Below are 20,358 nucleotides of genomic sequence, written 5' to 3'. Positions count from 1 at the left end.
ATCCGGGGTCGGACCCTGAGGGTCCGACCCCAGCCCTTGCCTGGGGTCAAGATGATTTACCAAGCTAAACCTACACCACCCCATCCGCCTTGAGCCGCGCAATGGCGGCCGCGTCAAACCCCAGCGACGCCAGCACCTCGTCGTTGTGCTGGCCCAGGGTCGGCCCCAGCCACTGGGTCTTGCCCGGCGTGGCGGACAGTTTCGGGCTGATCGCCGGCAATTTCACGGGCGTGCCGTCGGCGAAATGGTGTTGTTCGAACATGTCGCGGGCGAGAAACTGCGGGTCGCTCAGCATGTCACGCACCGAGTAGATTTTACCGGCCGGTACGTCGGCTGCCTTCAGCACGGCCAGCGCGCTGTCTATCGTGTGCGTGGCGCACCAGGCGCCGATGGCGTCGTCGATTTCCTGCGTGCGCGCCACCCGGCCGTCGTTGCGCGCCAGTTGCGGATCGCCCGCCATGTCGATGCGGCCCATGGCCAGCATCAAGCGCTTGAAGATGGCGTCGCCATTGCCAGCAATCACGATATTTTCGCCGTCGCCCGTCGTGTAGGTATTCGAGGGCACGATGCCGGGCAGCGAGCCGCCCGTGCGCTCGCGCACCACGCCCGCCTGGTCGTATTCGGGCACCAGCGATTCCATCAGGTTGAACACGGATTCGTACAGGGCCACGTCGACCATCTGTCCTTCGCCGCCATCCCGGCCACCCGTCACGTCGCGGTGACGCAAGGCCATCATGGCGCCGATCACGCCGTGCAGGGCCGCCACGGAGTCGCCGATGGACACGCCCACGCGCACGGGCGGGCGGTCGGCAAAGCCGGACACGTAGCGCAAGCCGCCCATCGATTCGCCGATGGCGCCGAAACCGGGCAAGTCCTTCATCGGCCCCGTCTGGCCAAAGCCGGACAGGCGCACCATGATGAGCGACGGTTTCTCTTTCTTGAGCTGCTCGTAGCCGAGATCCCACTTTTCCAGCACGCCGGGGCGGTAATTCTCGATGATGATGTCCGCTTCCAGGGCCAGCTGGCGCGCGATGGCGCGGCCCTCGGGCGACTTCAGGTTCAAGGTGATGCTTTTCTTGTTGCGTGCCTGCACCGACCACCACAGGGAGGTGCCATCCTTCAGCACCCGCCAGGTACGGATGGGGTCGCCGCCATCGGGCGACTCGATCTTGATCACGTCGGCGCCGAATTCGGCCAGCATGCGGGCGCAGAAGGGCCCCGCGATCAGGGTGCCCAGTTCCAGCACTTTAATGCCTTGCAATGGACCAGTGGTCGCGGAGGATGTTGTCATGTTGTGTTCAGGTTGCCCTGCGGTCGAGCATCGCGCGGGCAATCGTGCCCGCGTCGACGTATTCCAGTTCGCCGCCCACGGGCACGCCGCGGGCCAGGCGGCTCACGCGCAAGCCCCGCGCCTTCAGCATTTCACTGATGTAGTGGGCGGTCGCTTCGCCTTCATTCGTGAAATTGGTGGCCAGCACCACTTCGCCGACCACGCCATCGTTGGCGCGGTTCAACAATTTTTCGAGGTGGATATCTTTCGGGCCAATGCCGTCCAGCGGAGACAGCCGCCCCATGAGGACGAAATACAGGCCCTTGTAGGTGAGCGTCTGCTCGATCATCAGCTGGTCGGCGGGCGTTTCCACCACGCACAGCAAGCGCTTGTCGCGCTCTTCGTCGAGACAGGTCTCGCACACTTCGTGTTCGGTAAAGGTGTTGCACAGGCCGCAGTGATGCACGGCATCGACGGCCTGGAACAGGGCGCGCGACAGCATGGCCGCGCCTTCCCTATCGTGCTGCAACAAATGAAAAGCCATCCGCTGCGCCGACTTGGGGCCGACGCCGGGCAGGCGCCGCAGCGCCTCGGTCAGGAATTCAAGCGACTTGGACATGGATCAACCCTGCCCCGTGCCATGGATCGAGCGCATGCGGCAGTGCATCAGAATGGCATTTTGAAGCCGGCTGGCAAGTTCATGCCACCAGTCAAGCCTGCCATTTTTTCAGCGGACGTCGCTTCCGCCTTGCGCACGGCATCGTTGAAGGCGGCAGCCACCAGGTCTTCCAGCATGTCCTTGTCGTCGGCCAGCAGCGATGGGTCGATGGAAACGCGCTTGACGTCGTTCTTGCACGTCATGACGATTTTGACGAGGCCGGCGCCGGACTGGCCTTCCACTTCCACCAGCGCCAGTTGTTCCTGGGCCTTTTTCATGTTGTCTTGCATTGCTTGCGCCTGCTTCATCAGGCCAGCCAGTTGATTTTTCATCATGAGAATGCTCCGTTCAATTCAGTTTGTGAGTGTGTTAATCATCAATGCAGGGTCGGCGCGGCGGAGCCGGCCGGTGCAGGGGTAATCGTTCCCGGCACAACAAAAGCGTCGAATGCACGCTTCATGTCGAGCACGAAGGGATCGCTGGCGATGGTTTCTTCCGCTTGCAGCTGGCACGCCTCGCGGTGGGCCTGCGCTTCCGCGCTGGCCGTATACCAGACAGCGCCCAGTTCCGTATCGACATTGACCTTGCGGCCAAAGCGCTCGCTCAGCACGGCAGCCAGTTTTTCCACGTTGGCCGGACTGCGCCACGTGTCGATCGGCACGCGCAGGCGGAACGTGGTGCTGTGACCGTCGTGCAGGCATTCGATCAGCTCGGCCTGCACGGCCAATTGCTGGGCTATGCCGCGCAGGGGCAGCACGGCGGCGACGGCCGGCCAGTTGCCATCCCAGTCCAGGCCAGGCACGGGCGTGATCACATACGGTCCGCTGGGAGCGGCTTGCTTGGCGGCACGCTGCGGCATGATGACGGCCGGCTGCTCGCTGCTTGGCGCGGCGGGCGCCGACACGGCCGCGGAGGCGCTGTCGTCGGAAAATTCGGTGACCCACGGCGGCAAGTCGTCGTCGGCGGGCGCCTGCTGCTGTGGCGGCGCCTGGCGTACCGGTGCCGCCGCCGGTACGGATACCGGTGCTTCCATCACGGCCACGGGTGGCGCGTCGTCCCACGGCGCCGGCGCTTTCGCGGCGGCGGGCGGTGGCGGTGGAGCTGCCTGGACCGGCGCGGCCGGGGCAGCGGCGGCAGGCGCCACTACAGGTACCGGTGCGGCTGGCTTGGGCGCCGACGATGGCGCCGACGGCGCGCTGCCCGGACGGCCTTTCGAGGCGGCGCGGGCCGCTTCCAGCGCCGCATTGATGGCGGCGCGGGCGGAACTGATCGGGGCGCCCGATGCTGCCGGGGCAGCCGCAGCAGGAGCAGGAGCAGCCGATGGCGGCGTAGCGGGCGGCGGCGCCATTGGTGCCGGCGCCGGTGCAGCGGCTGGCGCCGGCGCAGCCGCGCGTGGCGGCGGCGCTTCGCTGCGCGCCATGCTGGCGGCCGCGGCGGCGACCACGGCGGGCGGTGTCACGGCGGCGTGGCTGGCCACGCTGTTCGTGGCGGCGCGGGCGGCGGGAGCCGAAGCCCCAGCCGCGGCGCGCGCGGCGGCCACGGCGGCCGGACGGTTGCCCGTGGCAGCGGCCGGTGCAGCCGGCACGCCATCGGCGCCGCCTATGCCGGGCCGAAAGGCCAGCATGCGCAGCAGGGTCATGGTAAAGCCCGCGTATTCATCGGGCGCCAGGCCCAGCTCATTGCGGCCATGCACGGCGATCTGGTAAAACAGCTGCACTTCTTCCGCGTCAAACGCGGAAGCCAGGCGCACGATGTCCGCGTATTCGGGCAAATCCTGCGGCAAGGCGGCGGGCACGGTTTGCGCCAGCGCAATGCGGTGCAACAAGGTGCCCAGATCTTGCAAGGCGCCGTTGTAGGACAGGCTGCGCGAAGCCATCTCGTCGGCCACGGCCAGGAGATCGGCGCCATCCTGCTGCGCCAGCGCGTCGAGCAGGCGCACCAGATATGACTGGTCGAGCGCACCCAGCATGCCTTGCACGGCGTCCAGCGTGACTTCGCCAGCCGCATACGCGATGGCCTGGTCCGTCAGGGACAGCGCATCGCGCATGGAACCGTGGGCGCCCTGGGCCAGCAGGCGCAAGGCTGGCTGTTCGAAGGCGATGCCTTCCTGTCCCAGGATATTGTCCAGGTGGCTGATGATGTGGCCGGGCGGCATCTGCTTGAGGTTGAACTGCAGGCAGCGCGACAGCACGGTCACGGGAATCTTTTGCGGGTCCGTCGTGGCCAGGATGAACTTCACGTGCTCGGGCGGCTCTTCCAGCGTCTTCAGCATGGAATTGAACGCGTGGTTCGTCAGCATGTGCACCTCATCGATCATATAGACCTTGAAGCGCGCATTGCTTGGCGCATACACGGCTTGCTCGAGCAGCTGCGCCATTTCATCGACGCCACGGTTCGATGCCGCATCCATCTCTATATAGTCGACAAAGCGTCCCGCATCGATCGCCGTGCACGCTTCGCACACGCCGCAAGGCTGGGCCGTGATGCCGCCCGTGCCATCGGGGCCGATGCAATTGAGCGACTTGGCCAGGATGCGCGACAGGGTCGTCTTGCCGACGCCGCGCGTGCCCGTGAACAGGTAGGCGTGATGCAATCGGCCGCTGTGCAAGGCATGCGTGAGCGCGCGCACGACGTGCTCCTGGCCGACGAGCGTCTCGAAATTCTTGGGGCGGTATTTACGGGCGAGGACTTGATAGGACATGCTGAGATTTTACCATGCGATTTTGCGGGTGATCCTGCGCGGCGGGCGCAAGCCTCATGGCCGGGCCATTCAAAATGGCAAACGCGGCAAAGCAGCAATTGTATAACATGGCCAGCTGGAAATATGGAAAACACGGCAAGCCCGGCAATGCAGCAGCTCGGCAAGAAAAAGGGACCGTAAAAGCAAAAAAGCTGCCCATGGCAGCTTGATTGTTGATCCTGATAAAACATTCCCGAAGGAGGCGAGCCTGATCTGCGGCACTCATGGTTAATAGCCGTGGCTGCTTCGTTCCCGACCTGACCAGGTTAGCCATGCCACGATGCGCAGGGGCCCGCCAAGGACAATTATAACCGACCTGCGCAAGATTGGGAAATTGCCGTGTCAATGCTGTGTGCGTCGGCGTAGGTCGGCGTGGGTCTGCGTAGGTCGGCTTAGGCCGCAGGCCGTAAGCCGACACTGCTGAGTACGCGGCCGACACTGCCGAGCCGCAACGTCGGGTTACGCGCAAGCGCTAACCCGACCTACTTAGCACCTACAAACCCAGCTCTTGCCAGATGCCATCCACCCTCGCCTTCACTTCCGGCGTCATGGTGATCACCGTGCCCCACTCGCGCGTCGTTTCGCCCGGCCATTTATTCGTCGCGTCGATCCCCATCTTGCTGCCCAGGCCGCTGACCGGCGAGGCGAAGTCCAGGTAATCGATGGGCGTGTTGTCGACCAGCGTGGTGTCGCGGATGGGGTCGACCCGCGTCGTGATGGCCCAAATGACTTCTTTCCAGTCGCGGATATTCACGTCTTCATCGACCACCACGATGAACTTGGTATACATGAACTGGCGCAAGAAACTCCACACGCCGAACATCACGCGCTTGGCGTGGCCCGCGTACTGTTTCTTGATCTGCACCACGGCCATGCGGTAGCTGCAGCCTTCGGGCGGCAGATAGAAGTCCGTGATTTCGCTGAACTGCTTTTGCAGCAGCGGCACGAACACTTCGTTCAGGGCCAGGCCCAGCACGGCCGGCTCGTCCGGCGGCTTGCCTGTATACGTGGAGTGGTAGATCGGGTCGCGGCGCATGGTGATGCGGTCGATGGTAAACACGGGGAAACTGTCCTGCTCATTATAGTAGCCCGTGTGGTCGCCATACGGCCCTTCCAGCGCGTGCTCGTAGCCGCTCGGATGGTTTTCATCCGGGTAGATATGGCCTTCGAGCACGATTTCGGCGGAAGCGGGCACGCGCAGCTCGCTGCCGATGGCTTTCACCAGCTCCGTGCGGCTGCCGCGCAGCAAGCCGGCGAACTGGTATTCGGACAGGCTGTCCGGCACCGGCGTGACGGCCCCTAATATAGTAGCGGGATCGGCGCCCAGCGCGACGGCGATCGGATACGGCTTGCCCTTGCTCTGGATCGCGTGCTCGCGGAAGTCCAGCGCGCCGCCCCGGTGCGCCAGCCAGCGCATGATGACCTTGTTACGCCCCAGCACCTGCTGGCGGTAGATGCCCAGGTTTTGCCGCTTCTTATTCGGGCCCTTGGTGATCACCAGGCCCCAGGTGATCAGGGGCGCGACATCGCCAGGCCAGCAATGCTGGATGGGCAGGCGCGCCAGGTCGACGTCATTGCCTTCCCAGACGATTTCCTGGCATTTGGCGCCGCGCAACTCTTTCGGCGACATGTCCCACACGGATTTCACCAGGGAACCGAGACCCAGCAGATCCTTGAAATCCTTCGGCGGTTCCGGTTCCTTCAGCCGCGCCAGCACATGGCCGATCTTGCGCAACTCGCTCACATCTTCCGCGCCCATGCCCAGCGCCACGCGGCGCGTGGTGCCGAACAGATTGCCCAGCACCGGCATGTCGTATCCCGTCGGATTGTTGAACAGCAAGGCCGGTCCGCCTGCGCGCAAGGTGCGGTCGCAGACTTCCGTCATCTCCAAAATCGGTGAAATGGGGGTCGAAATGGGCTTAAGTTCACCCATTTGTTGCAGTTGAGAAATAAAATCTCGCAAATCTGAATATTTCATGTGTTTTTAATTTTTTTTGACGTCGGACGCCATTGCTGAAGGATCTATGCCAAGTAATTGATTTTATTGGCTTTTGGCACAATGCAAGACAAAAAGTAAGACATAAAAGTAATAAAGAAACGATTCGTTAGTATTGACTTGATATAAAACGGCTTCTACAATTCGCCCAACTTGAAAGAGCACGCCGGCCCAGAGCTTGATTTTAGCGTTTCTCTTTCATTCACGGAGTCGGGGCTCCACATGACATTTTAAGGAGTGTTTTCAAAAGGCGTCTGCCTTACCCCCGGTAAAAGTTGTATTGCGACTGATCCAATACCAAAAACGGGACCGATCAGCTCAAGCAAGCAATGACGGCGTTTCTCGCACGCATCCATACGCGGCGGAAACGATGATATTTCTGATGCACGGCATTGGCAGTACCCACAACACCGCGAGACCGCGGAGGGACTGCCTGTTGACGCGACATTTCGGGGAACTCTATGACTCATCGTAGCACTGAAGCAGCTTTGCCTGCTTCAACCGTGGCTGGCCAGCCAGCGTTGGCGCGTTTGCGCGCCCGCGCACAAGCCATTTCGGCACGTGGCGTATTGACCACGGCACAACACACACTGACAGTCTTCGGCATTTCCGCCCTGGCACTGATCGCCCTGCTGATGTTCCGCCCTGACCTGGGCAAGCAACTGACGCACAGCCTGTTCCCGCTGCCGATGGCAGAGGCGCAAGCCGTTGAAGCACCTGCCCTGTCGGCACTGATGGAAGCGCCTGCTTCCGTGCAAACGGCCGCCAACGACGCACCGCTGAGCAAGGAAGAAAAAGCCTTGCTGGGCACGCAAAAGCAGCAGCAATGGGTCACCAACTGGCTTTCCAAGCGCTACCGCGTAGCCAACGATGCGACCAATATGCTCGTCTCGACGGCCTACCTGACAGCCCGTGAAATCAAGCTGGACCCGCTGCTGATCCTGGCCGTGATGGCCATCGAATCGGGCTTGAACCCGTTCGCGGAAAGCCCGGTCGGCGCGCAAGGCTTGATGCAGGTCATGTCGAAAGTGCACCATGAGCGCTTCCAGGAAATGGGCGGCGTGCAGGCAGCCCTGAATCCCGTCGCCAACATCCGTGTCGGCTCCCTGATCCTGAAAGACTACGTCACGCGTGGCGGTTCCGTCGAAGCGGGCCTCAAAACCTACGTCGGCGCCGCCAACTTCGCCACCGACTCGGGCTACGGCTCGCGCGTGCTGGCTGAATACCGCCGCCTGAAACAAGTGTCCGCCGGCCAGCGCGTGCCGACCACGACGCCGGTGATGGCATCGAACACGCCAGCGCCAGCCAAGGCCCCGGCAGCGGAAAGCGGCATCACCATCAAAGTATTGCCCCACAACGAGATCGCCGGCCTGTGACCCTTTAAAAGCCCTCACAGGGGCATCCAAAAAGCGGCACCCAGTAAAAAAGCCACCGCACGCAAGTGCCGGTGGCTTTTTTATTGCCCTGCAGCATCAGCCGCAGGAACTGCTCTCTATATTACTTGCGCTTGTTGGCGCCCACTTCTTCCTCGCGGAATTTCACTGCCAGCTTGTCGAGCACGCCGTTCACATACTTGTGGCCATCGATACCGCCAAACGACTTGGCCAGCTCGACCGCTTCGTTGATGACGACGCGGTACGGGATTTCCATGTTGTTCTTCAGCTCGAATGCGCCGATCAGCAGGATGCCGTGTTCGATCGGCGACAGTTCAGCGATATTGCGGTCGATCAAGGGTGCCATGCTTTCGCGCAGCGCCAGCGAATCCTTGATGGCGCCGTACAGCAGCACCGTGAAATGATCGCCATCGGCCTTGTCGAAACCATGCGCGGCGCGAATATTATTCACGACGGTGGTCGCGTCTTCATTGTTCAGCAGCCACTGGTACAAGCCCTGCAGCGCAAACTCGCGCGCGCGGTGACGCGGCGTGCGGTTTTTGCTGGGATTGGCGAGCAAATTTTTCTCAGTCATGATTGTTACCTGTTCTTAAATACGTGTTCACTACAAATTCCGGCGAGACACTGCGGCGCGCTTTTAGGTAGCGCAGCCGCAATTCAAGCGCGCGTGAGAAGGATGTCAGGGCAAGGCGCGGGGCCGAAGGCAGTACGATAGTACGGCGAGGCCTTGCAACGCAGCCATGGCATTCTTATCACACGCGCTTAGTCTTCGTCGGTGTCTTGCAACTCTTCCAGCGCTTGCGCCAGATTGGCCATTTCCACTGCCACGCGCGCCGCTTCGGCTCCCTTGACCAGCATGCGCACTTCCGCCTGCTCGTCGTTTTCGGTCGTCAACACTGCGTTGGCGATGGGGATGCCGTAATCGAGACCGACGCGCGTGATGCCCGCGCCCGATTCGTTCGATACCAGCTCGAAGTGGTAGGTTTCACCGCGAATCACGGCGCCCAGTGCGATCAGGGCATCGAATTGCTCGGTTTCCGCCATTTTTTGCAGAATCAGTGGGATTTCCAGGGCGCCCGGCACGGTCACGTGCAGGATATCTTCATCGGCCACGCCCAGCTTGCTCAACTCTTCCAGGCATGCCGACAGCAAGCCACCACCGACGATTTCATTGAATCGTGCCTGGACGATACCGACGCGCAAACCTTCGCCGGCAAAATTGGTTTCGTATGCTCCTACGGTCATCATATGCCTCTTTATAAGTGATCAGCGGCGGCGCCATGCGCCAGGCCGCCAAATAGTGTTAATTAATTACTGCTGGCCTGGATGGCACTGAAAACCCGTGACTTCCAGGTCGAAACCGACCATCGACGGCATCTTGCGGGGGCTGGCCAGCAATTGCATCTTGCTCACGCCCAGGTCGCGCAGGATTTGCGCGCCGATGCCGTAACTGCGCAAGTCCATGCTGGCGGCGCGGCCTTTCGGCTTGGCTTGCGGCGTATCGAGCGCGGCGAACTGGGCAAACAGCTCGCTGGACGTCTCGCCGCAGTTCAGCAAGACCATCACGCCCCGCTCGGATTGCTTGATGGCGGCCATCGAGGCGGCCACCGTCCACGAGTGGGTGGTCGCTTCGCTTTCCAGCACGTCCAGCAGGGAAACGGGCTGGTGCACGCGCACCAGCGCTTCCAGGCCAGGCGCCAGGTCGCCATGCACGAGGGCCAGATGGGCCGACGCGCTGGGCTTGTCGCGGAAGGCGATCAAGCGGAATTCGCCGTGCGCCGTGTGCAAGGTGCGCTCGGCAACGCGCTCGACCAGCGATTCCGTCTGGCTGCGGTAATGGATCAAGTCGGCAATCGTGCCGATTTTCAAGCCATGTTGTTCGGCAAAGACCAGCAAGTCCGGCAGGCGCGCCATGGTGCCGTCGTCCTTCATGATTTCGCAAATCACGGAGGCGGGCGTCAGGCCGGCCATGGCCGTCAAGTCGCAACCGGCTTCCGTATGGCCTGCGCGCATCAGCACGCCGCCTTTTTGCGCTTTCAGCGGGAAGATGTGGCCAGGCTGGACGATATCGCTGGGCTGCGTGCCCTTGGCAACAGCTACCTGGATGGTCTTGGCGCGGTCGGCGGCGGAAATGCCCGTCGTCACGCCTTCGGCCGCTTCGATCGACACGGTGAAATTGGTGCCGTAGGCGGTGCCGTTGCGCGACGTCATCATCGACAGGTTCAGCTCGTCGCAACGCTCTTCCGTCAGGGTCAGGCAAACCAGGCCGCGCGCATGCGTGATCATGAAATTGATGGCTTCAGGCGTCACGAAATCGGCGGCAAGCACCAGATCGCCCTCATTTTCCCGGTCTTCTTCATCGACCAGTATCACCATGCGGCCGGCGCGCAATTCGGCGACGATCTCTTCGGTGCTGGATATAGACATCATGGATCCTCTTAGTGAGACTAAAAACTGAAACATCGCGTGCGAATATTCCGCGAATTTCCGGGAATTTTCTTATAACCCGCTATTTTAAAGGATTTAGCGCTTGCAGACCTGAAATAAGACAGGTTTGCGGCATGGGCGCCGCAGCTGGCCCCACAAAGCGCCGATTCCCCGAGCCTGCGCACGGCGGCGGCAAGGCGCGCGCCGCCAGCCTTGCAAAGAGCATAAGATCAGCCAGTCACCGCCACGGCGCTTGACACTCCATTCGCAGCGACACCCTACACAGGAGCGGCAACATGAAAACCAACGGATCGGCCATCTGGTCAGGCGGCATCAAGGACGGCAAGGGCGCCATCAGCACGCGCAGCGGCGCCTTGCAGGAATATCCCTACGGCTTTGCCAGCCGCTTCGAAGGCAAGCCCGGCACGAATCCCGAGGAATTGATCGGCGCCGCGCACGCGGGCTGCTTCACCATGGCCCTGTCGCTGATCCTTGGCGAAGCGGGCCTGACGGCGGAAAAGATGGAGACGACGGCCGAAGTCACCCTCGACAAGGTCGACGACGGTTTTGCCATCACGGCCGTCCATTTGATCCTGAAAGCAAAGATCCCCGGCGCCAGCCAGGCTCAATTCGAGGAATTGACGGGCAAGGCCAAGGCCGGCTGCCCCGTGTCGAAGCTGCTTAAAGCCAACATTACCCTGGACGCTACCCTGCAGCCCTAGATTTTCGTCACGGGCTTGACGGGTTCCACGGGGGCTACCGGCGCCACCAGCGGCAGGCGCGAATCGCTGGCCGGCAATGGCCGGTTCATCAAACCGGGATTCAGGGCTGCATTGTTCAGGTTATAGGCGGCGATGGCCGCCGCCACGGACGGGTCTTGCGATGAAGGCGGCGGCACGGCACGGCCCGCGTTTTGCGCGGCCAGCTCTTGCGCCTGCGCATTTTGCTGGGCCAGCCGGGCTTGCGCCGTCGCCAGGCCGGCATCGGCCTGGCCCTGCGCCGCGCGCGCCAGCGACTGCGCCCGGTCGGATGCCGCCTGGGCCGCCATCTGCGCGTCGCTGGCGGCCAGCTGCGCCCGCGCCGCATCGTCCGCCGCTGCTTGCGCCTGCTGCTGCAATCCCTGCTGCTGCACTTGCCCCTGCCGCAGCTCGTCCACCCGCGCCGCTTCCTGCTGCTGCGCCTGCTGATCGGTATTGATGCGTTCGCCGTCCAGGCGTTCGGCGTCAAGGCGCTGGGCATCGACGCGCTGGTTGTCGGTGCGCTGCGTCTGCAGCAATTGCGCTGCATCGGCGGCTGCTTGCGCCTGCGGCTGGGGCCGCAGTTCCTGCAAGTCCAGGTTCAGCTCCTCCGCTTCCAGTTGCTGCTGCAGTTCCAGCTGCCGCTGCGCAATAGCGGCCGTCTGCGACGGCGCTTCGTCGACGGCCTGCATCAGCTCGGCCTGCGGAGCCTGCGCGGGGCTGGACGGCAGTGCTTCGCCCGTCAAATCCGCTTCGACCACGGCAGACAGCGGCGCGCCCCGCTGCTGGGCCAGCACGGCGCCCACCTGCGCCAGCACGTCCGTTCCCTGTTGCAAGGCATCCAGGGTGGCATTGCTGTCGGCCGCATACGCGGCCTGCAAAATGACCGCATCGACATCTTCATTGCGCAAGTCGATGCCGATGCGGGCCAGCTGCGCTTGCGTGAGCAAGCTGCCGTCCTGCGCCAGCGCGGCGGCCGCATCCGTCGTGCCGTCGCCCGACAGCAAATCGTAGCGCTGCGCCAGGCTGCCCGGCGCATCGCCGGCCGTCGCCAGCTGGCTGGCATCGATGCCGCTCGTTTGCAGCTGGGCGAACGATTCCGTCAACTGCCGCGCCAGCGCCAGCAAGTCGTCATTGACATTCACTGGAGTATTTGCCGCCCTGGCCTCTTCCGTGGCGCCCTGCAAAGCCAGCAATTGCCGGCGCGACAAGGCCACGCCGGACAGGAACTGGCCCAGCGGGGAGATGTCGACCTGGGTCGATGACAGGATGGCAAGAACAGCCGCCGCGCTGGAAGGCGGCACGGGCAGTGCAGGCGGCAGCGGCGCCGTTGCGCCCACGCGGGACGTGGCCGGGATGGTGTTGGGCACGGTTGCGCGCGAAATCGGGTCCATGGCTAGCCTCCACTGCGGAAAGCTTCATAGTATGCGCGTCTGCAAGAAAAGCAACACACGCTTGGCAAGGCGAGAATGTGTTGCGGTGTTCTTGTATCAGGCGGCAGCCTTGTCCAGCGACAACATGCGTTCGACGTAGCGGGCGATCAGGTCGATTTCCAGGTTGACCTTGCCATCGACCGTCAAGTGTTTCAGGGTCGTCATGGCGATCGTGTGCGGAATCAGGTTGATCGAGAAGCGGCAGCCGTTGACGGCGCCCGCGCCCAGGTCTTCCACGCGGTTGACGGTCAGGGACACGCCATTGACGACGACGGAACCCTTGAAGGCCAGGTATTTCGCCAGCTCGTGCGGCGCCTCGATCACCAGTTCCCACGATTCGCCCACGGCTTCGAACTTGCGCACGATGCCCAGGCCGTCGACGTGGCCGGACACCAAGTGGCCGCCCAGGCGCTCGGCCAGGGTCAGGGCTTTTTCCAGGTTCACTTCCGTGGTGGTATCGAGGCCCACGGTGCAATTGAGGCTTTCGCGCGAGACATCGACTGCAAAACCCGTGTCCGACTTTTCCACCACCGTCATGCAGGCGCCATTGATGGCGATCGAATCGCCCAGGGCCACGTCAGCCAGCGGCAAGCCGCCCGCGTGGATGTTCAGGCGCACGCCTGCATCGAGGCCGCCTTCGAGTGCTTGCACGGTTTCAATCTTGCCGATGGCGGCAACAATTCCTGTAAACATGAACTAACCCTATAAAAGTGTAAAAGTATTAAAAACGCCTATCAAAACCTACTGCGCGTCGTAATTTGCGGCCGACGATGCTCACTGTACCATCGTACAGCTGCGCTTCTCGGCCACAACTTCCTTCCGCTCGCTACGGTTTTGTTAGGCGTTTTAATTGCGCTGGGCGAATCTTGCAAGGATACGCAAATCTTCGCCCACTTGCTGAACCTGGTGAAATTGCAAAGTGCGCTGCTGCTTGATATCCGTCAATGCGGGCAAGGCAAACATGCCTTGCGCATCGCCCAGCAAGGTGGGCGCCAGGTAGACCAGCAGCTCGTCGACGCAGCCTTCGCGGATCAGGGAGCCATTCAGTTTGGAGCCGGCCTCGACGTGGACTTCATTGCATTGCCGGCGTCCCAGTTCCAGCATCAGCGCGGCCAGGTCGACCTTGCCGGCCGCGTTCGGCAACAGGATGACTTCGGCACCCAGCGCCTGCAGTTGCGCCTGTTTCTCCGGGTTGGCGACGGCCGCCACGATCCACGTGCCGCCCCCTTGCAGGATGCGCGCGTCGGGGCTGATGTCGAGCCGGCTGTCGACGACGATGCGGCGCGGCTGGCGCGGCGTCTCGACGGCGCGCACGTTCAATTGCGGGTCGTCCGCCTTGACGGTGCCGATGCCCGTCAGGATAGCGCAGGCGCGCGCGCGCCAGGCGTGGCCGTCGGCGCGCGCTTGCGGCCCGGTGATCCACTGGCTTTGCCCGTTGTGCAAGGCTGTCATGCCGTCCAGGCTGGCCGCCGTTTTCATGCGCACCCACGGCTTGCCGCGCTGCATGCGCGAAAAGAAGCCGATATTCAATTCATATGCCTCGTCGGCCAGCACGCCCGTGGTGACGGCGATGCCGGCCGCCTCCAGCTTGGCCAGTCCCTGCCCCGCCACCAGCGGGTTCGGGTCCGTCATGGCGGCCACGACGCGCCCCAGTCCCGCGCGCACGAGCGCATCGGAGCATGGCGGCGTGCGGCCGTGGTGGTTGCACGGTTCCAGGGTGACATAGGCGGTGGCGCCGCGCACATCGTTGCCGCGCGCCGCCGCATTGGCCAGCGCTTGTACTTCGGCATGATCCTGCCCGGCCGCCTGCGTCACGCCGGCGCCGATCACCTGGCCATCCCTGACGATCACGCAGCCGATGCGGGGATTGGGCGAAGTCGTGTACAAACCGCGCGCCGCCCATTCCAGCGCCAGGCGCATGCCATCGATATCGTTGAGTATTTCCACGGGCTTCTTTGCTAGTGAGTGATAGGTGAGTCGGGTTACGAACTGTCGGCCACGCCGCTGCAATTGGCCGCCTGCTGCTGCGGGTCGCACACGCGCACCCTGCCCAGCATATTGATTTTAATATGCCGTACCTGCTTTCCCAAAGCCAGGGACAAGGTACCCCAGCGCGCCGCCAGGCTATTGGTCGCGCTGCAACTGCGTCCTGCGCCATTGTAGGCGATATAAAACGGCGCCGTGGCCGACGAAAACGCGAACTGGGCCGTGATGCCCGCCGGCAGCGGCCCCTGGCGGAACAGCAATTCGTCATCGCCATCGAACGCCAGGTTGGTATTGCGGTCGATGAACATCAGCCAGCCCGTACGCCAATCCACGCCACCGGCTCCGGCCGGCATCAACAGCACGCGCTGTCCCCGCGCCATCGCCTGTGCCCGCGTCAATTCGATGGCCGAAAACAAGTCCGTGGCCGCCGCGCGTACCTGCTGGCGCGCCAGCACCTGCTGCAGGCTGGGCATGGCAGCGGCAGCCAGCAACGCGGCAATCGCCAGCACGGCCAGCAATTCGGGCAGGGTATGCCCGACGGTGTCCCCGACGGTGTGCCCAATCCGCGGTGAGCGCTTGTGCATGGCCATGGCCTAGGGCCAGCAGTGGCTGGACGGGCCACTGCTGCCGCGCTGGCCCGTGCTGCTCAAGGACAACACGCCGCAATCGGCATCCTGGAAGTGCGCATCGACCTTGGACGTGCCCGGCATCGCGCGCAACAGCACGCATTGCCCGATCGCCAGGCCGGGACAAGCCAGCGCCTCGATTTCATACGCGCTGCCGGCCGCGCCCCCGTCGCCAGACCACCATGGAAACTGCTGCACTTGCGACGACGGCGACGCGGAGGAAAATGCCAGATAGCGGTTGTTTTGCGAATAATAGCGTTCCTGCTGCTGCATCAGCCGCAGCAGGGCCGCCTGTCCCTGCACCCGCTTGGCGCGCACGACATGACCGTGATAGGCGGGCACGGCCAGCGCCAGCAACAGGCTCAGGATCGCCAGCGCGGACAGCAGTTCGATCAGGCTGAAGCCCCGTGTGGCAGCAGGAGCACCACCGTTTGCAGCGGGACCGTTCCGGCTTGCCACCACGCCCATATGACCTCCCGTCTTTCCTGAAATCGCCGCCGATGCGATGCGCCAGCCTCCCTGGGCCTATTTTTTCTTGGCCGCCTCGTGCAATTCGCGCCAGTTCGCCACTTCGCGCCAACTGAGGCGCCGGGCCGGCAGCGGTGCGCTGACGACCTTGAGTGCCGTTCCGCTGGCTGCGCCAGGCAAGCCAGGCTGCAGCACCGCCAGTTCCTTGCGCCCCTCGGCCCGCCCTGCCGCCGTCGCGGCACCCACCGTGCTGTTCAATTCCAGCGCCAGCGGCGGCGCGCGCGCCAGGCCGTCGAACAAGCGCCCCGTCTGCGCACCCGCCTGTACGACCCCGGCGCCATCGGCGGCAAAGCCGCTCAGCACATCAAGCACGTACAGGCGCGTGGCCGGCTTGGCGCAAGGGTCGCGCCCCGGCAGCACAGTGTTGAACAGCACCTTGCCGGCGGCCAGTACGGGACTGTTGATGCTGCGTTCGCCCGTTTGCCCGGTATTGAGAAAATCGAGGTACCAGCCGCGCATGGCGTCGCTGCCTGTATAGCGCAGCTCGGCGCCATCGACGCGCACGCCGCCCACCGCTTCGCCCAGGCTGCGCTGTTCCAGGTCGGTCCGGCTGCGCGTGGGAGACGACTCCCGCAAATCGTCGTGCACGGCATAAAACGATTGCGACAAAAAGGCGGAAGGTGAGGTATCGGCCGCTTCGACCAGTTTGCCCGTGCCAAACAGCAGCAGATAGCCGCCACCGGGCGCGTAGGCCACGTTCAACTGCTGCGTCACGGGCTGGCGCCTGGCCTGCGCATCGCGCGCGACAAAGACGAGCTTGCGTCCCGCCCCCTCTTTCCACGGCGGCCCGCCAGCCATGTCGAGGCGCCAGATATTGCCCTGCAGATCGCCCGCATATAGATAAGCCAGCGCGCCGTCGCCGCCCGGCACCACGACGGGCGGACCCAGCGCGTGGGGCATGGCGTCGGCGCCCGCGTTCGCGCCCGCATCAGTGTCATGGCCGCCATCGCCACCACCACCGCTGGCCACCGGCACCTTGAGGCGGAAGTAATTACTTCCCAACACCCAGGGCGTGCCGGGCGCCTTGTCCAGCGCCAGCAGGAAAATGGCGGCGGCCGATGCGGGCGCCGTCGTGTCCTTGCCATCATCCACATGGTTGTTGTAGCCGCTGGCGACGATGGCGAAATCGCGGTAGGCTGGCGCGCCCTCCTTGCCGCCCATGTTGATGCGCGCAAAGCTGGGCGGCCCGCGCACGTTGCCCATGAGCCTGTCGTCACGGTCCGTAAACTCCCACAGCGCTCCGTCTTGCGCGAAGCGGGCCGGATCCGTGATGTCGAGCGCAAACACGCCTTGCGCCCCGCCGCCCATGCCCGATACCAGTACCGTCTTCCAATGCCCCAGCGCCAGCACTTCCGCCGTGGCCGCCGCGCCATCGAGCAGCGGGCCGGGGCTGTAGTGAGTACTCGCAGCGGCTGGCGCAAGGTGCAGCAGCACTTGCGGCAGATAGGCAAACAATTCGCTGCCCGTGCGCGCATCGAAGGCATGCAGCAAGCCATCGTTGGCGCCCAGGTACAGCATTTTGCGCCGCTGCAACAGCGCCTTGCGGTGCAAGCCATAGCCTGCCCCCGGCATGCCCAGCCCCGGCGCGCCCACGTACAGCAAATTGCCATGCGGCGCGGCGCCCAGGCTGCCTGTGCGGCGGCGCAGGAAGCCGCCCGGCTGGCCCACCTCATGCGTGCGCTGGCCCAGCAGATACGCCAGGCGCGCTTCCCCTCGTCCATCGCCACCGCCGAATGCGCCGCGCTGCTCCGTATCGAGCCGCTTCCAGGCCAGCGGCACCAGGGTGCCCTTGGCGTCGAGCGTGTAGACGGGACGCAAAACCGCTGGCGTTCCATCTGGCGCGACCTGCTCCTGCCCACCCGTGCGCCACCATGGCTTGCCGGGAAGCAGTGCGCCATCGGCCCCCAGGGCAAATGCGGTGCGCGACAAGGTCATGCTGCCATCGGCCAGGCGTATCTGCGTCTGGAACCAGTATGCCTCTTCCGTGCCGCTGGCCAGCGCCATCAGGGCCGGCCCGGCGAGCGTCGCCGGCAAGCTACCCTTGTCGGCAGCAGCAAAGGCTGCGCGCAGTCCCCCGATCAGGGCGGCCGGGTCGCTGCCGGGCAGGTAATGGGCGGGCCAGCGGCCATCCAGGCTCCACTCGCTCAGCGCGCTGCCAGTCGCGCTCTTGAAGGGGTTGGCATCGCCATTGGCATCGAGAAAGCCGCCATACTTGGCCGCCAATAACAAGGGCGTAGCGGCGGGAATGGCGGCCGATTCGCCGGCCGGGTCGCCCTGGCGCAAGTCGCCCGCATAGTGCTCGACCTTCGCCATGCCGTCGCTCTTGCCGCCGGGACGCAGGGCCTGCACATGCGACCAGTAGGCCAGTCCTGCCGCATGGTAGCTGGCGCCGCCCGCCCCCTCGGCCAGCATTTCCAGTGCCGCCAGTTCGGGCCGTGGCGCGGGATTGCCTTGCGCCCCACCGCTTTCCAGGCTGCCCACCGCATGCGTCCAGGCCATGACATCGAACGGGGGCGGCGCAAAACTGTCCGGCGCGCGGGCGCGATCGCCGTTTGATGCGGGAGTCGCCGGAACGTTGCCGGGCACGTAGCGGTCACCCGCCATGCCCGCATCGCCGAGACTGACGACGATGTGACGCTGGCAACTGGCCGTTTGCGGGTCGCTCCATTGCGTCACGACCGGCAAGCCGTCGTCGATGGCAGGCGGTGTCGTAGCGGGTGACACGATGGCGCTCGCTTGCCGCCCCTGCAGATAGCGCAGCGATTCGTACAGCAATTCAGCCAGCGGCGCCGCGCTGACGTACGCGCCGGGATGCCCGGCGTTGCCGCGGCCCAGGCCATTGATGTAAGTGGTCACCCCGCCGCCAGGGCTCGCGCCTTGGGCCGCAGCTTGAACCGCATACACGCCAGTGGCGGGATGCCACTCGGCGCCAGCATTGTCTTGCGGCATAAAGTCGGGCGCCATCCAGCGCTGCTGTCCCACGTGGGCCAGCGGCGCGCGCAGCACGCCGCCATACACGGCGCCGGCGCTTGCAGGCAGGCCATTCAAATGGCCAAACACGCCCACGCGCACCCTGCCGCCATGGCGCTGCACGGCGCCCACCGGCTTGTAGTTCTTGCCATACGCCAGGCACAAGTCGTCGCGCAGCGGCCCCTCATCAGCGTCGCACACGCGCACGCGCGCGAGGAACACGCCGTGCGTGGCGGCGGCCCCAGGCGCGTCGCAATTGCCGCCCGGAGGCAAACTGGCGTCGCCGAACAACAGGCGATTACGGCAAGAAACGATGGCCAGTTGCGACAACGCAAACGGCGTCGCCGCCGCCACGCCAGTCTGCAAGACCTTGCGCGGGAAAAAAACGGGGTGGGCAAAAAAGTCGATGGGGCTGCCAGCATCGGGCAAATAGGCGCGCTGCAGCACCGTCTTGCGCACCTCGTCGATGACGCGGTCGCCGCCCGTCAGGGCATAGCGCACGATGTCGAGCATGCTGGCACTGGCCCAGTTGAGAAAGTTGCCGCTGAAACTGTCTCCGCCGCAGCCGTGCAGCGCATCGGCCGGTTTCAGCACGGAGAAGTAAGCGGTCGCTACGCGCAAGTCCGGCAGCATGACGCCGTCCTTGCTGCGATACGGATAGCTGTAGCACATGCGGGCGTGGAAGTAACCGAGGTACTCGCGCTGCGGCGCATAGTTGCCTCCATGCGCGGCAGCGGCGGCAGCGTGGGTGAGGGACAGGTTGAGCAGCAGATTCGGCGGCACCCTGGTGCCGTGCAAGCCCGCGTCGGCCCGCGCCAGCGCCACCGGGGGAGCGGCGGCAAGGACACTACGGCAAATCAGGCCAGCCACCAGCAGCCAGGCCCAGCCGGAGCAACGCAGCGCGGACGAGAAAGCGGACGGCAAAGCCCTCATGGCCCCGCTCCAGCCGCCGGCTTGCGGTAATAGCTTTGCAGCACGACTTGCGTGCTTTCCTGCGCGCCAAAACCGATGGCCGTGATGCGGTACACATAGCTTTCCGTGGCCAGACCACTGGCCACTGCAGTGGCCTGCGCGCCGGGCGGGTGAAACGGCAGCAGTTCGATAAGGTAGCGGGGCCGGCGCGACGGCAGGAAACCCTGCCCCGTCTGCATGGCGGCGCCCGTAAACTGGCCATACGGCACGGTGCGGCTGCCCCCTGCGGCACCATCGAGGTCCGTGCTCAGCCAGAGTGCCGGCGCACCCGGGGCTGCCGGCAGGCACAGGCCCAGTGTTCCCCCTTCGCCGCAGCCGTCCGCAAACCCTGCCGCACTGCCTGGTGCGAAGAGGCTGCTGCGCCCCGGTGCGCCAGGCAAGCCTTCGATATCGTTCTGCGCATCCACCAATGCCTCCTCCGCCGCCTGAAACGCGATCTGCCTGTCGCGCTCGCCCCGTGCCGCCTTTTCGCCCTGCAAGGCCATCTGCGCCGCCGATATGCCCAGCAACAAGATGATCACCAGCAGACACAGCACATACACGAGGGTAGCGCCGCTGCGGTGCCCACGAAGTGCGCGACAAGGTACGCAACAGCGGACGCCCGCGCCAGCCATCGCGCCG

At 64.3% G+C, this 20,358-nt stretch carries 18 protein-coding genes and 1 other RNA gene; 3 read left to right on the top strand and 16 right to left on the bottom strand.

The window, feature by feature from the left end; all coding sequences use genetic code 11:
* Positions 1-70: 70 nt before the first annotated feature.
* Genes IGS58_RS20825 through dnaX form a run of 4 tightly spaced genes read right to left on the bottom strand, consistent with a single transcriptional unit; the run spans position 71 to position 4,629 of the window.
* Complete coding sequence (locus tag IGS58_RS20825; RefSeq protein WP_070255267.1) at positions 71-1,291, bottom strand: CaiB/BaiF CoA transferase family protein; 1,221 nt, start codon at positions 1,289-1,291, stop codon at positions 71-73.
* A gap of 7 nt (positions 1,292-1,298) precedes the next feature.
* Positions 1,299-1,889 (bottom strand): recombination mediator RecR, encoded by a 591-nt coding sequence (gene recR, locus IGS58_RS20820; protein WP_034786598.1) that lies wholly within the window; start codon positions 1,887-1,889, stop codon positions 1,299-1,301.
* Positions 1,890-1,936: 47 nt separating this feature from the next.
* Positions 1,937-2,263, bottom strand: coding sequence for a YbaB/EbfC family nucleoid-associated protein (locus IGS58_RS20815; protein ID WP_034759121.1), 327 nt, complete (start codon positions 2,261-2,263; stop codon positions 1,937-1,939).
* Positions 2,264-2,304: 41 nt separating this feature from the next.
* Positions 2,305-4,629, bottom strand: a complete 2,325-nt coding sequence (gene dnaX, locus IGS58_RS20810) for a DNA polymerase III subunit gamma/tau (RefSeq protein ID WP_230522564.1) — start codon at positions 4,627-4,629, stop codon at positions 2,305-2,307.
* Positions 4,630-4,685: 56 nt separating this feature from the next.
* Between dnaX and IGS58_RS20805 the strand changes: the two genes are divergently transcribed.
* On the top strand, positions 4,686-4,838 hold the full coding sequence (locus tag IGS58_RS20805) for a hypothetical protein (protein WP_167468641.1): 153 nt from the start codon (positions 4,686-4,688) through the stop codon (positions 4,836-4,838).
* Between the two features lie 28 nt (positions 4,839-4,866).
* On the opposite strand, the gene ffs is transcribed toward IGS58_RS20805, so the two are convergent.
* An RNA gene (gene ffs / locus IGS58_RS20800) (signal recognition particle sRNA small type) lies at positions 4,867-4,965 on the bottom strand.
* A gap of 196 nt (positions 4,966-5,161) precedes the next feature.
* The gene (ubiD, locus tag IGS58_RS20795; protein WP_230522563.1) at positions 5,162-6,646 is read right to left on the bottom strand and encodes a 4-hydroxy-3-polyprenylbenzoate decarboxylase; all 1,485 of its coding nucleotides are present in this window, start codon (positions 6,644-6,646) and stop codon (positions 5,162-5,164) included.
* A gap of 479 nt (positions 6,647-7,125) precedes the next feature.
* Between ubiD and IGS58_RS20790 the strand changes: the two genes are divergently transcribed.
* Positions 7,126-8,040: a transglycosylase SLT domain-containing protein gene (locus tag IGS58_RS20790; protein WP_429237243.1), complete on the top strand. Its 915-nt coding sequence runs from the start codon at positions 7,126-7,128 to the stop codon at positions 8,038-8,040.
* Positions 8,041-8,161: 121 nt separating this feature from the next.
* Here IGS58_RS20790 and nusB read toward each other — a convergent pair whose 3' ends face one another.
* From nusB to ribBA, 3 genes are all read right to left on the bottom strand, one after another.
* The gene (nusB, locus tag IGS58_RS20785) at positions 8,162-8,632 is read right to left on the bottom strand and encodes a transcription antitermination factor NusB (RefSeq protein WP_034786595.1); all 471 of its coding nucleotides are present in this window, start codon (positions 8,630-8,632) and stop codon (positions 8,162-8,164) included.
* Positions 8,633-8,820: 188 nt separating this feature from the next.
* A complete protein-coding gene (ribH, locus tag IGS58_RS20780) occupies positions 8,821-9,303 on the bottom strand; it encodes a 6,7-dimethyl-8-ribityllumazine synthase (protein ID WP_034759563.1) in 483 nt (160 codons plus the stop codon).
* Between the two features lie 66 nt (positions 9,304-9,369).
* Entirely contained in the window at positions 9,370-10,485 is a 1,116-nt protein-coding gene (gene ribBA / locus IGS58_RS20775; RefSeq protein ID WP_230522774.1) for a bifunctional 3,4-dihydroxy-2-butanone-4-phosphate synthase/GTP cyclohydrolase II, read from the bottom strand.
* A 296-nt stretch (positions 10,486-10,781) separates the two neighbouring features.
* Between ribBA and IGS58_RS20770 the strand changes: the two genes are divergently transcribed.
* Positions 10,782-11,207: an OsmC family protein gene (locus tag IGS58_RS20770; protein WP_034786592.1), complete on the top strand. Its 426-nt coding sequence runs from the start codon at positions 10,782-10,784 to the stop codon at positions 11,205-11,207.
* On the opposite strand, the gene IGS58_RS20765 is transcribed toward IGS58_RS20770, so the two are convergent.
* From IGS58_RS20765 to IGS58_RS20735, 7 genes are all read right to left on the bottom strand, one after another.
* On the bottom strand, positions 11,204-12,616 hold the full coding sequence (locus tag IGS58_RS20765) for a hypothetical protein (RefSeq protein WP_230522561.1): 1,413 nt from the start codon (positions 12,614-12,616) through the stop codon (positions 11,204-11,206). The genes IGS58_RS20770 and IGS58_RS20765 overlap by 4 nt on opposite strands.
* Before the next feature lie 96 nt (positions 12,617-12,712).
* Positions 12,713-13,348 carry a riboflavin synthase gene (locus IGS58_RS20760; protein ID WP_230522560.1) on the bottom strand — a complete coding sequence of 212 codons (636 nt, stop codon included), beginning with the start codon at positions 13,346-13,348 and terminating at the stop codon, positions 12,713-12,715.
* A gap of 153 nt (positions 13,349-13,501) precedes the next feature.
* Positions 13,502-14,575: a bifunctional diaminohydroxyphosphoribosylaminopyrimidine deaminase/5-amino-6-(5-phosphoribosylamino)uracil reductase RibD gene (ribD, locus tag IGS58_RS20755; protein WP_268989954.1), complete on the bottom strand. Its 1,074-nt coding sequence runs from the start codon at positions 14,573-14,575 to the stop codon at positions 13,502-13,504.
* Positions 14,576-14,637: 62 nt separating this feature from the next.
* Positions 14,638-15,225 (bottom strand): GspH/FimT family pseudopilin, encoded by a 588-nt coding sequence (locus IGS58_RS20750; RefSeq protein ID WP_230522558.1) that lies wholly within the window; start codon positions 15,223-15,225, stop codon positions 14,638-14,640.
* A gap of 9 nt (positions 15,226-15,234) precedes the next feature.
* A complete protein-coding gene (locus IGS58_RS20745; protein ID WP_081345450.1) occupies positions 15,235-15,735 on the bottom strand; it encodes a type IV pilin protein in 501 nt (166 codons plus the stop codon).
* A gap of 57 nt (positions 15,736-15,792) precedes the next feature.
* On the bottom strand, positions 15,793-19,698 hold the full coding sequence (locus IGS58_RS20740; protein ID WP_230522557.1) for a PilC/PilY family type IV pilus protein: 3,906 nt from the start codon (positions 19,696-19,698) through the stop codon (positions 15,793-15,795).
* A complete protein-coding gene (locus IGS58_RS20735) occupies positions 19,695-20,351 on the bottom strand; it encodes a pilus assembly PilX family protein (protein ID WP_329958015.1) in 657 nt (218 codons plus the stop codon). The genes IGS58_RS20740 and IGS58_RS20735 overlap by 4 nt, the downstream gene beginning before the upstream one ends.
* Positions 20,352-20,358: the final 7 nt, after the last annotated feature.

It is taken from the genome of Janthinobacterium sp. EB271-G4-7A, from assembly GCF_020858075.1.
GTDB classification, from domain to species: Bacteria; Pseudomonadota; Gammaproteobacteria; order Burkholderiales; family Burkholderiaceae_D; genus Janthinobacterium; species Janthinobacterium lividum.
The sequence above is the reverse complement of the archived record's forward strand: the minus strand, read 5'-3'. Positions and strand labels throughout refer to the sequence as shown.

Bases quoted from the DNA above. Each gene is read 5' to 3' on its own strand.
- IGS58_RS20825 (WP_070255267.1), bottom strand. From the start codon at position 1,291: ATGACAACATCCTCCGCGACCACTGGTCCATTGCAAGGCATTAAAGTG.
- recR (WP_034786598.1), bottom strand. From the start codon at position 1,889: ATGTCCAAGTCGCTTGAATTCCTGACCGAGGCGCTGCGGCGCCTGCCC.
- IGS58_RS20815 (WP_034759121.1), bottom strand. From the start codon at position 2,263: ATGATGAAAAATCAACTGGCTGGCCTGATGAAGCAGGCGCAAGCAATG.
- dnaX (WP_230522564.1), bottom strand. From the start codon at position 4,629: ATGTCCTATCAAGTCCTCGCCCGTAAATACCGCCCCAAGAATTTCGAG.
- IGS58_RS20805 (WP_167468641.1), top strand. From the start codon at position 4,686: ATGGCCGGGCCATTCAAAATGGCAAACGCGGCAAAGCAGCAATTGTAT.
- ubiD (WP_230522563.1), bottom strand. From the start codon at position 6,646: ATGAAATATTCAGATTTGCGAGATTTTATTTCTCAACTGCAACAAATG.
- IGS58_RS20790 (WP_429237243.1), top strand. From the start codon at position 7,126: ATGACTCATCGTAGCACTGAAGCAGCTTTGCCTGCTTCAACCGTGGCT.
- nusB (WP_034786595.1), bottom strand. From the start codon at position 8,632: ATGACTGAGAAAAATTTGCTCGCCAATCCCAGCAAAAACCGCACGCCG.
- ribH (WP_034759563.1), bottom strand. From the start codon at position 9,303: ATGACCGTAGGAGCATACGAAACCAATTTTGCCGGCGAAGGTTTGCGC.
- ribBA (WP_230522774.1), bottom strand. From the start codon at position 10,485: ATGTCTATATCCAGCACCGAAGAGATCGTCGCCGAATTGCGCGCCGGC.
- IGS58_RS20770 (WP_034786592.1), top strand. From the start codon at position 10,782: ATGAAAACCAACGGATCGGCCATCTGGTCAGGCGGCATCAAGGACGGC.
- IGS58_RS20765 (WP_230522561.1), bottom strand. From the start codon at position 12,616: ATGGACCCGATTTCGCGCGCAACCGTGCCCAACACCATCCCGGCCACG.
- IGS58_RS20760 (WP_230522560.1), bottom strand. From the start codon at position 13,348: ATGTTTACAGGAATTGTTGCCGCCATCGGCAAGATTGAAACCGTGCAA.
- ribD (WP_268989954.1), bottom strand. From the start codon at position 14,575: ATGCGCCTGGCGCTGGAATGGGCGGCGCGCGGTTTGTACACGACTTCG.
- IGS58_RS20750 (WP_230522558.1), bottom strand. From the start codon at position 15,225: ATGCACAAGCGCTCACCGCGGATTGGGCACACCGTCGGGGACACCGTC.
- IGS58_RS20745 (WP_081345450.1), bottom strand. From the start codon at position 15,735: ATGGGCGTGGTGGCAAGCCGGAACGGTCCCGCTGCAAACGGTGGTGCT.
- IGS58_RS20740 (WP_230522557.1), bottom strand. From the start codon at position 19,698: ATGAGGGCTTTGCCGTCCGCTTTCTCGTCCGCGCTGCGTTGCTCCGGC.
- IGS58_RS20735 (WP_329958015.1), bottom strand. From the start codon at position 20,351: ATGGCTGGCGCGGGCGTCCGCTGTTGCGTACCTTGTCGCGCACTTCGT.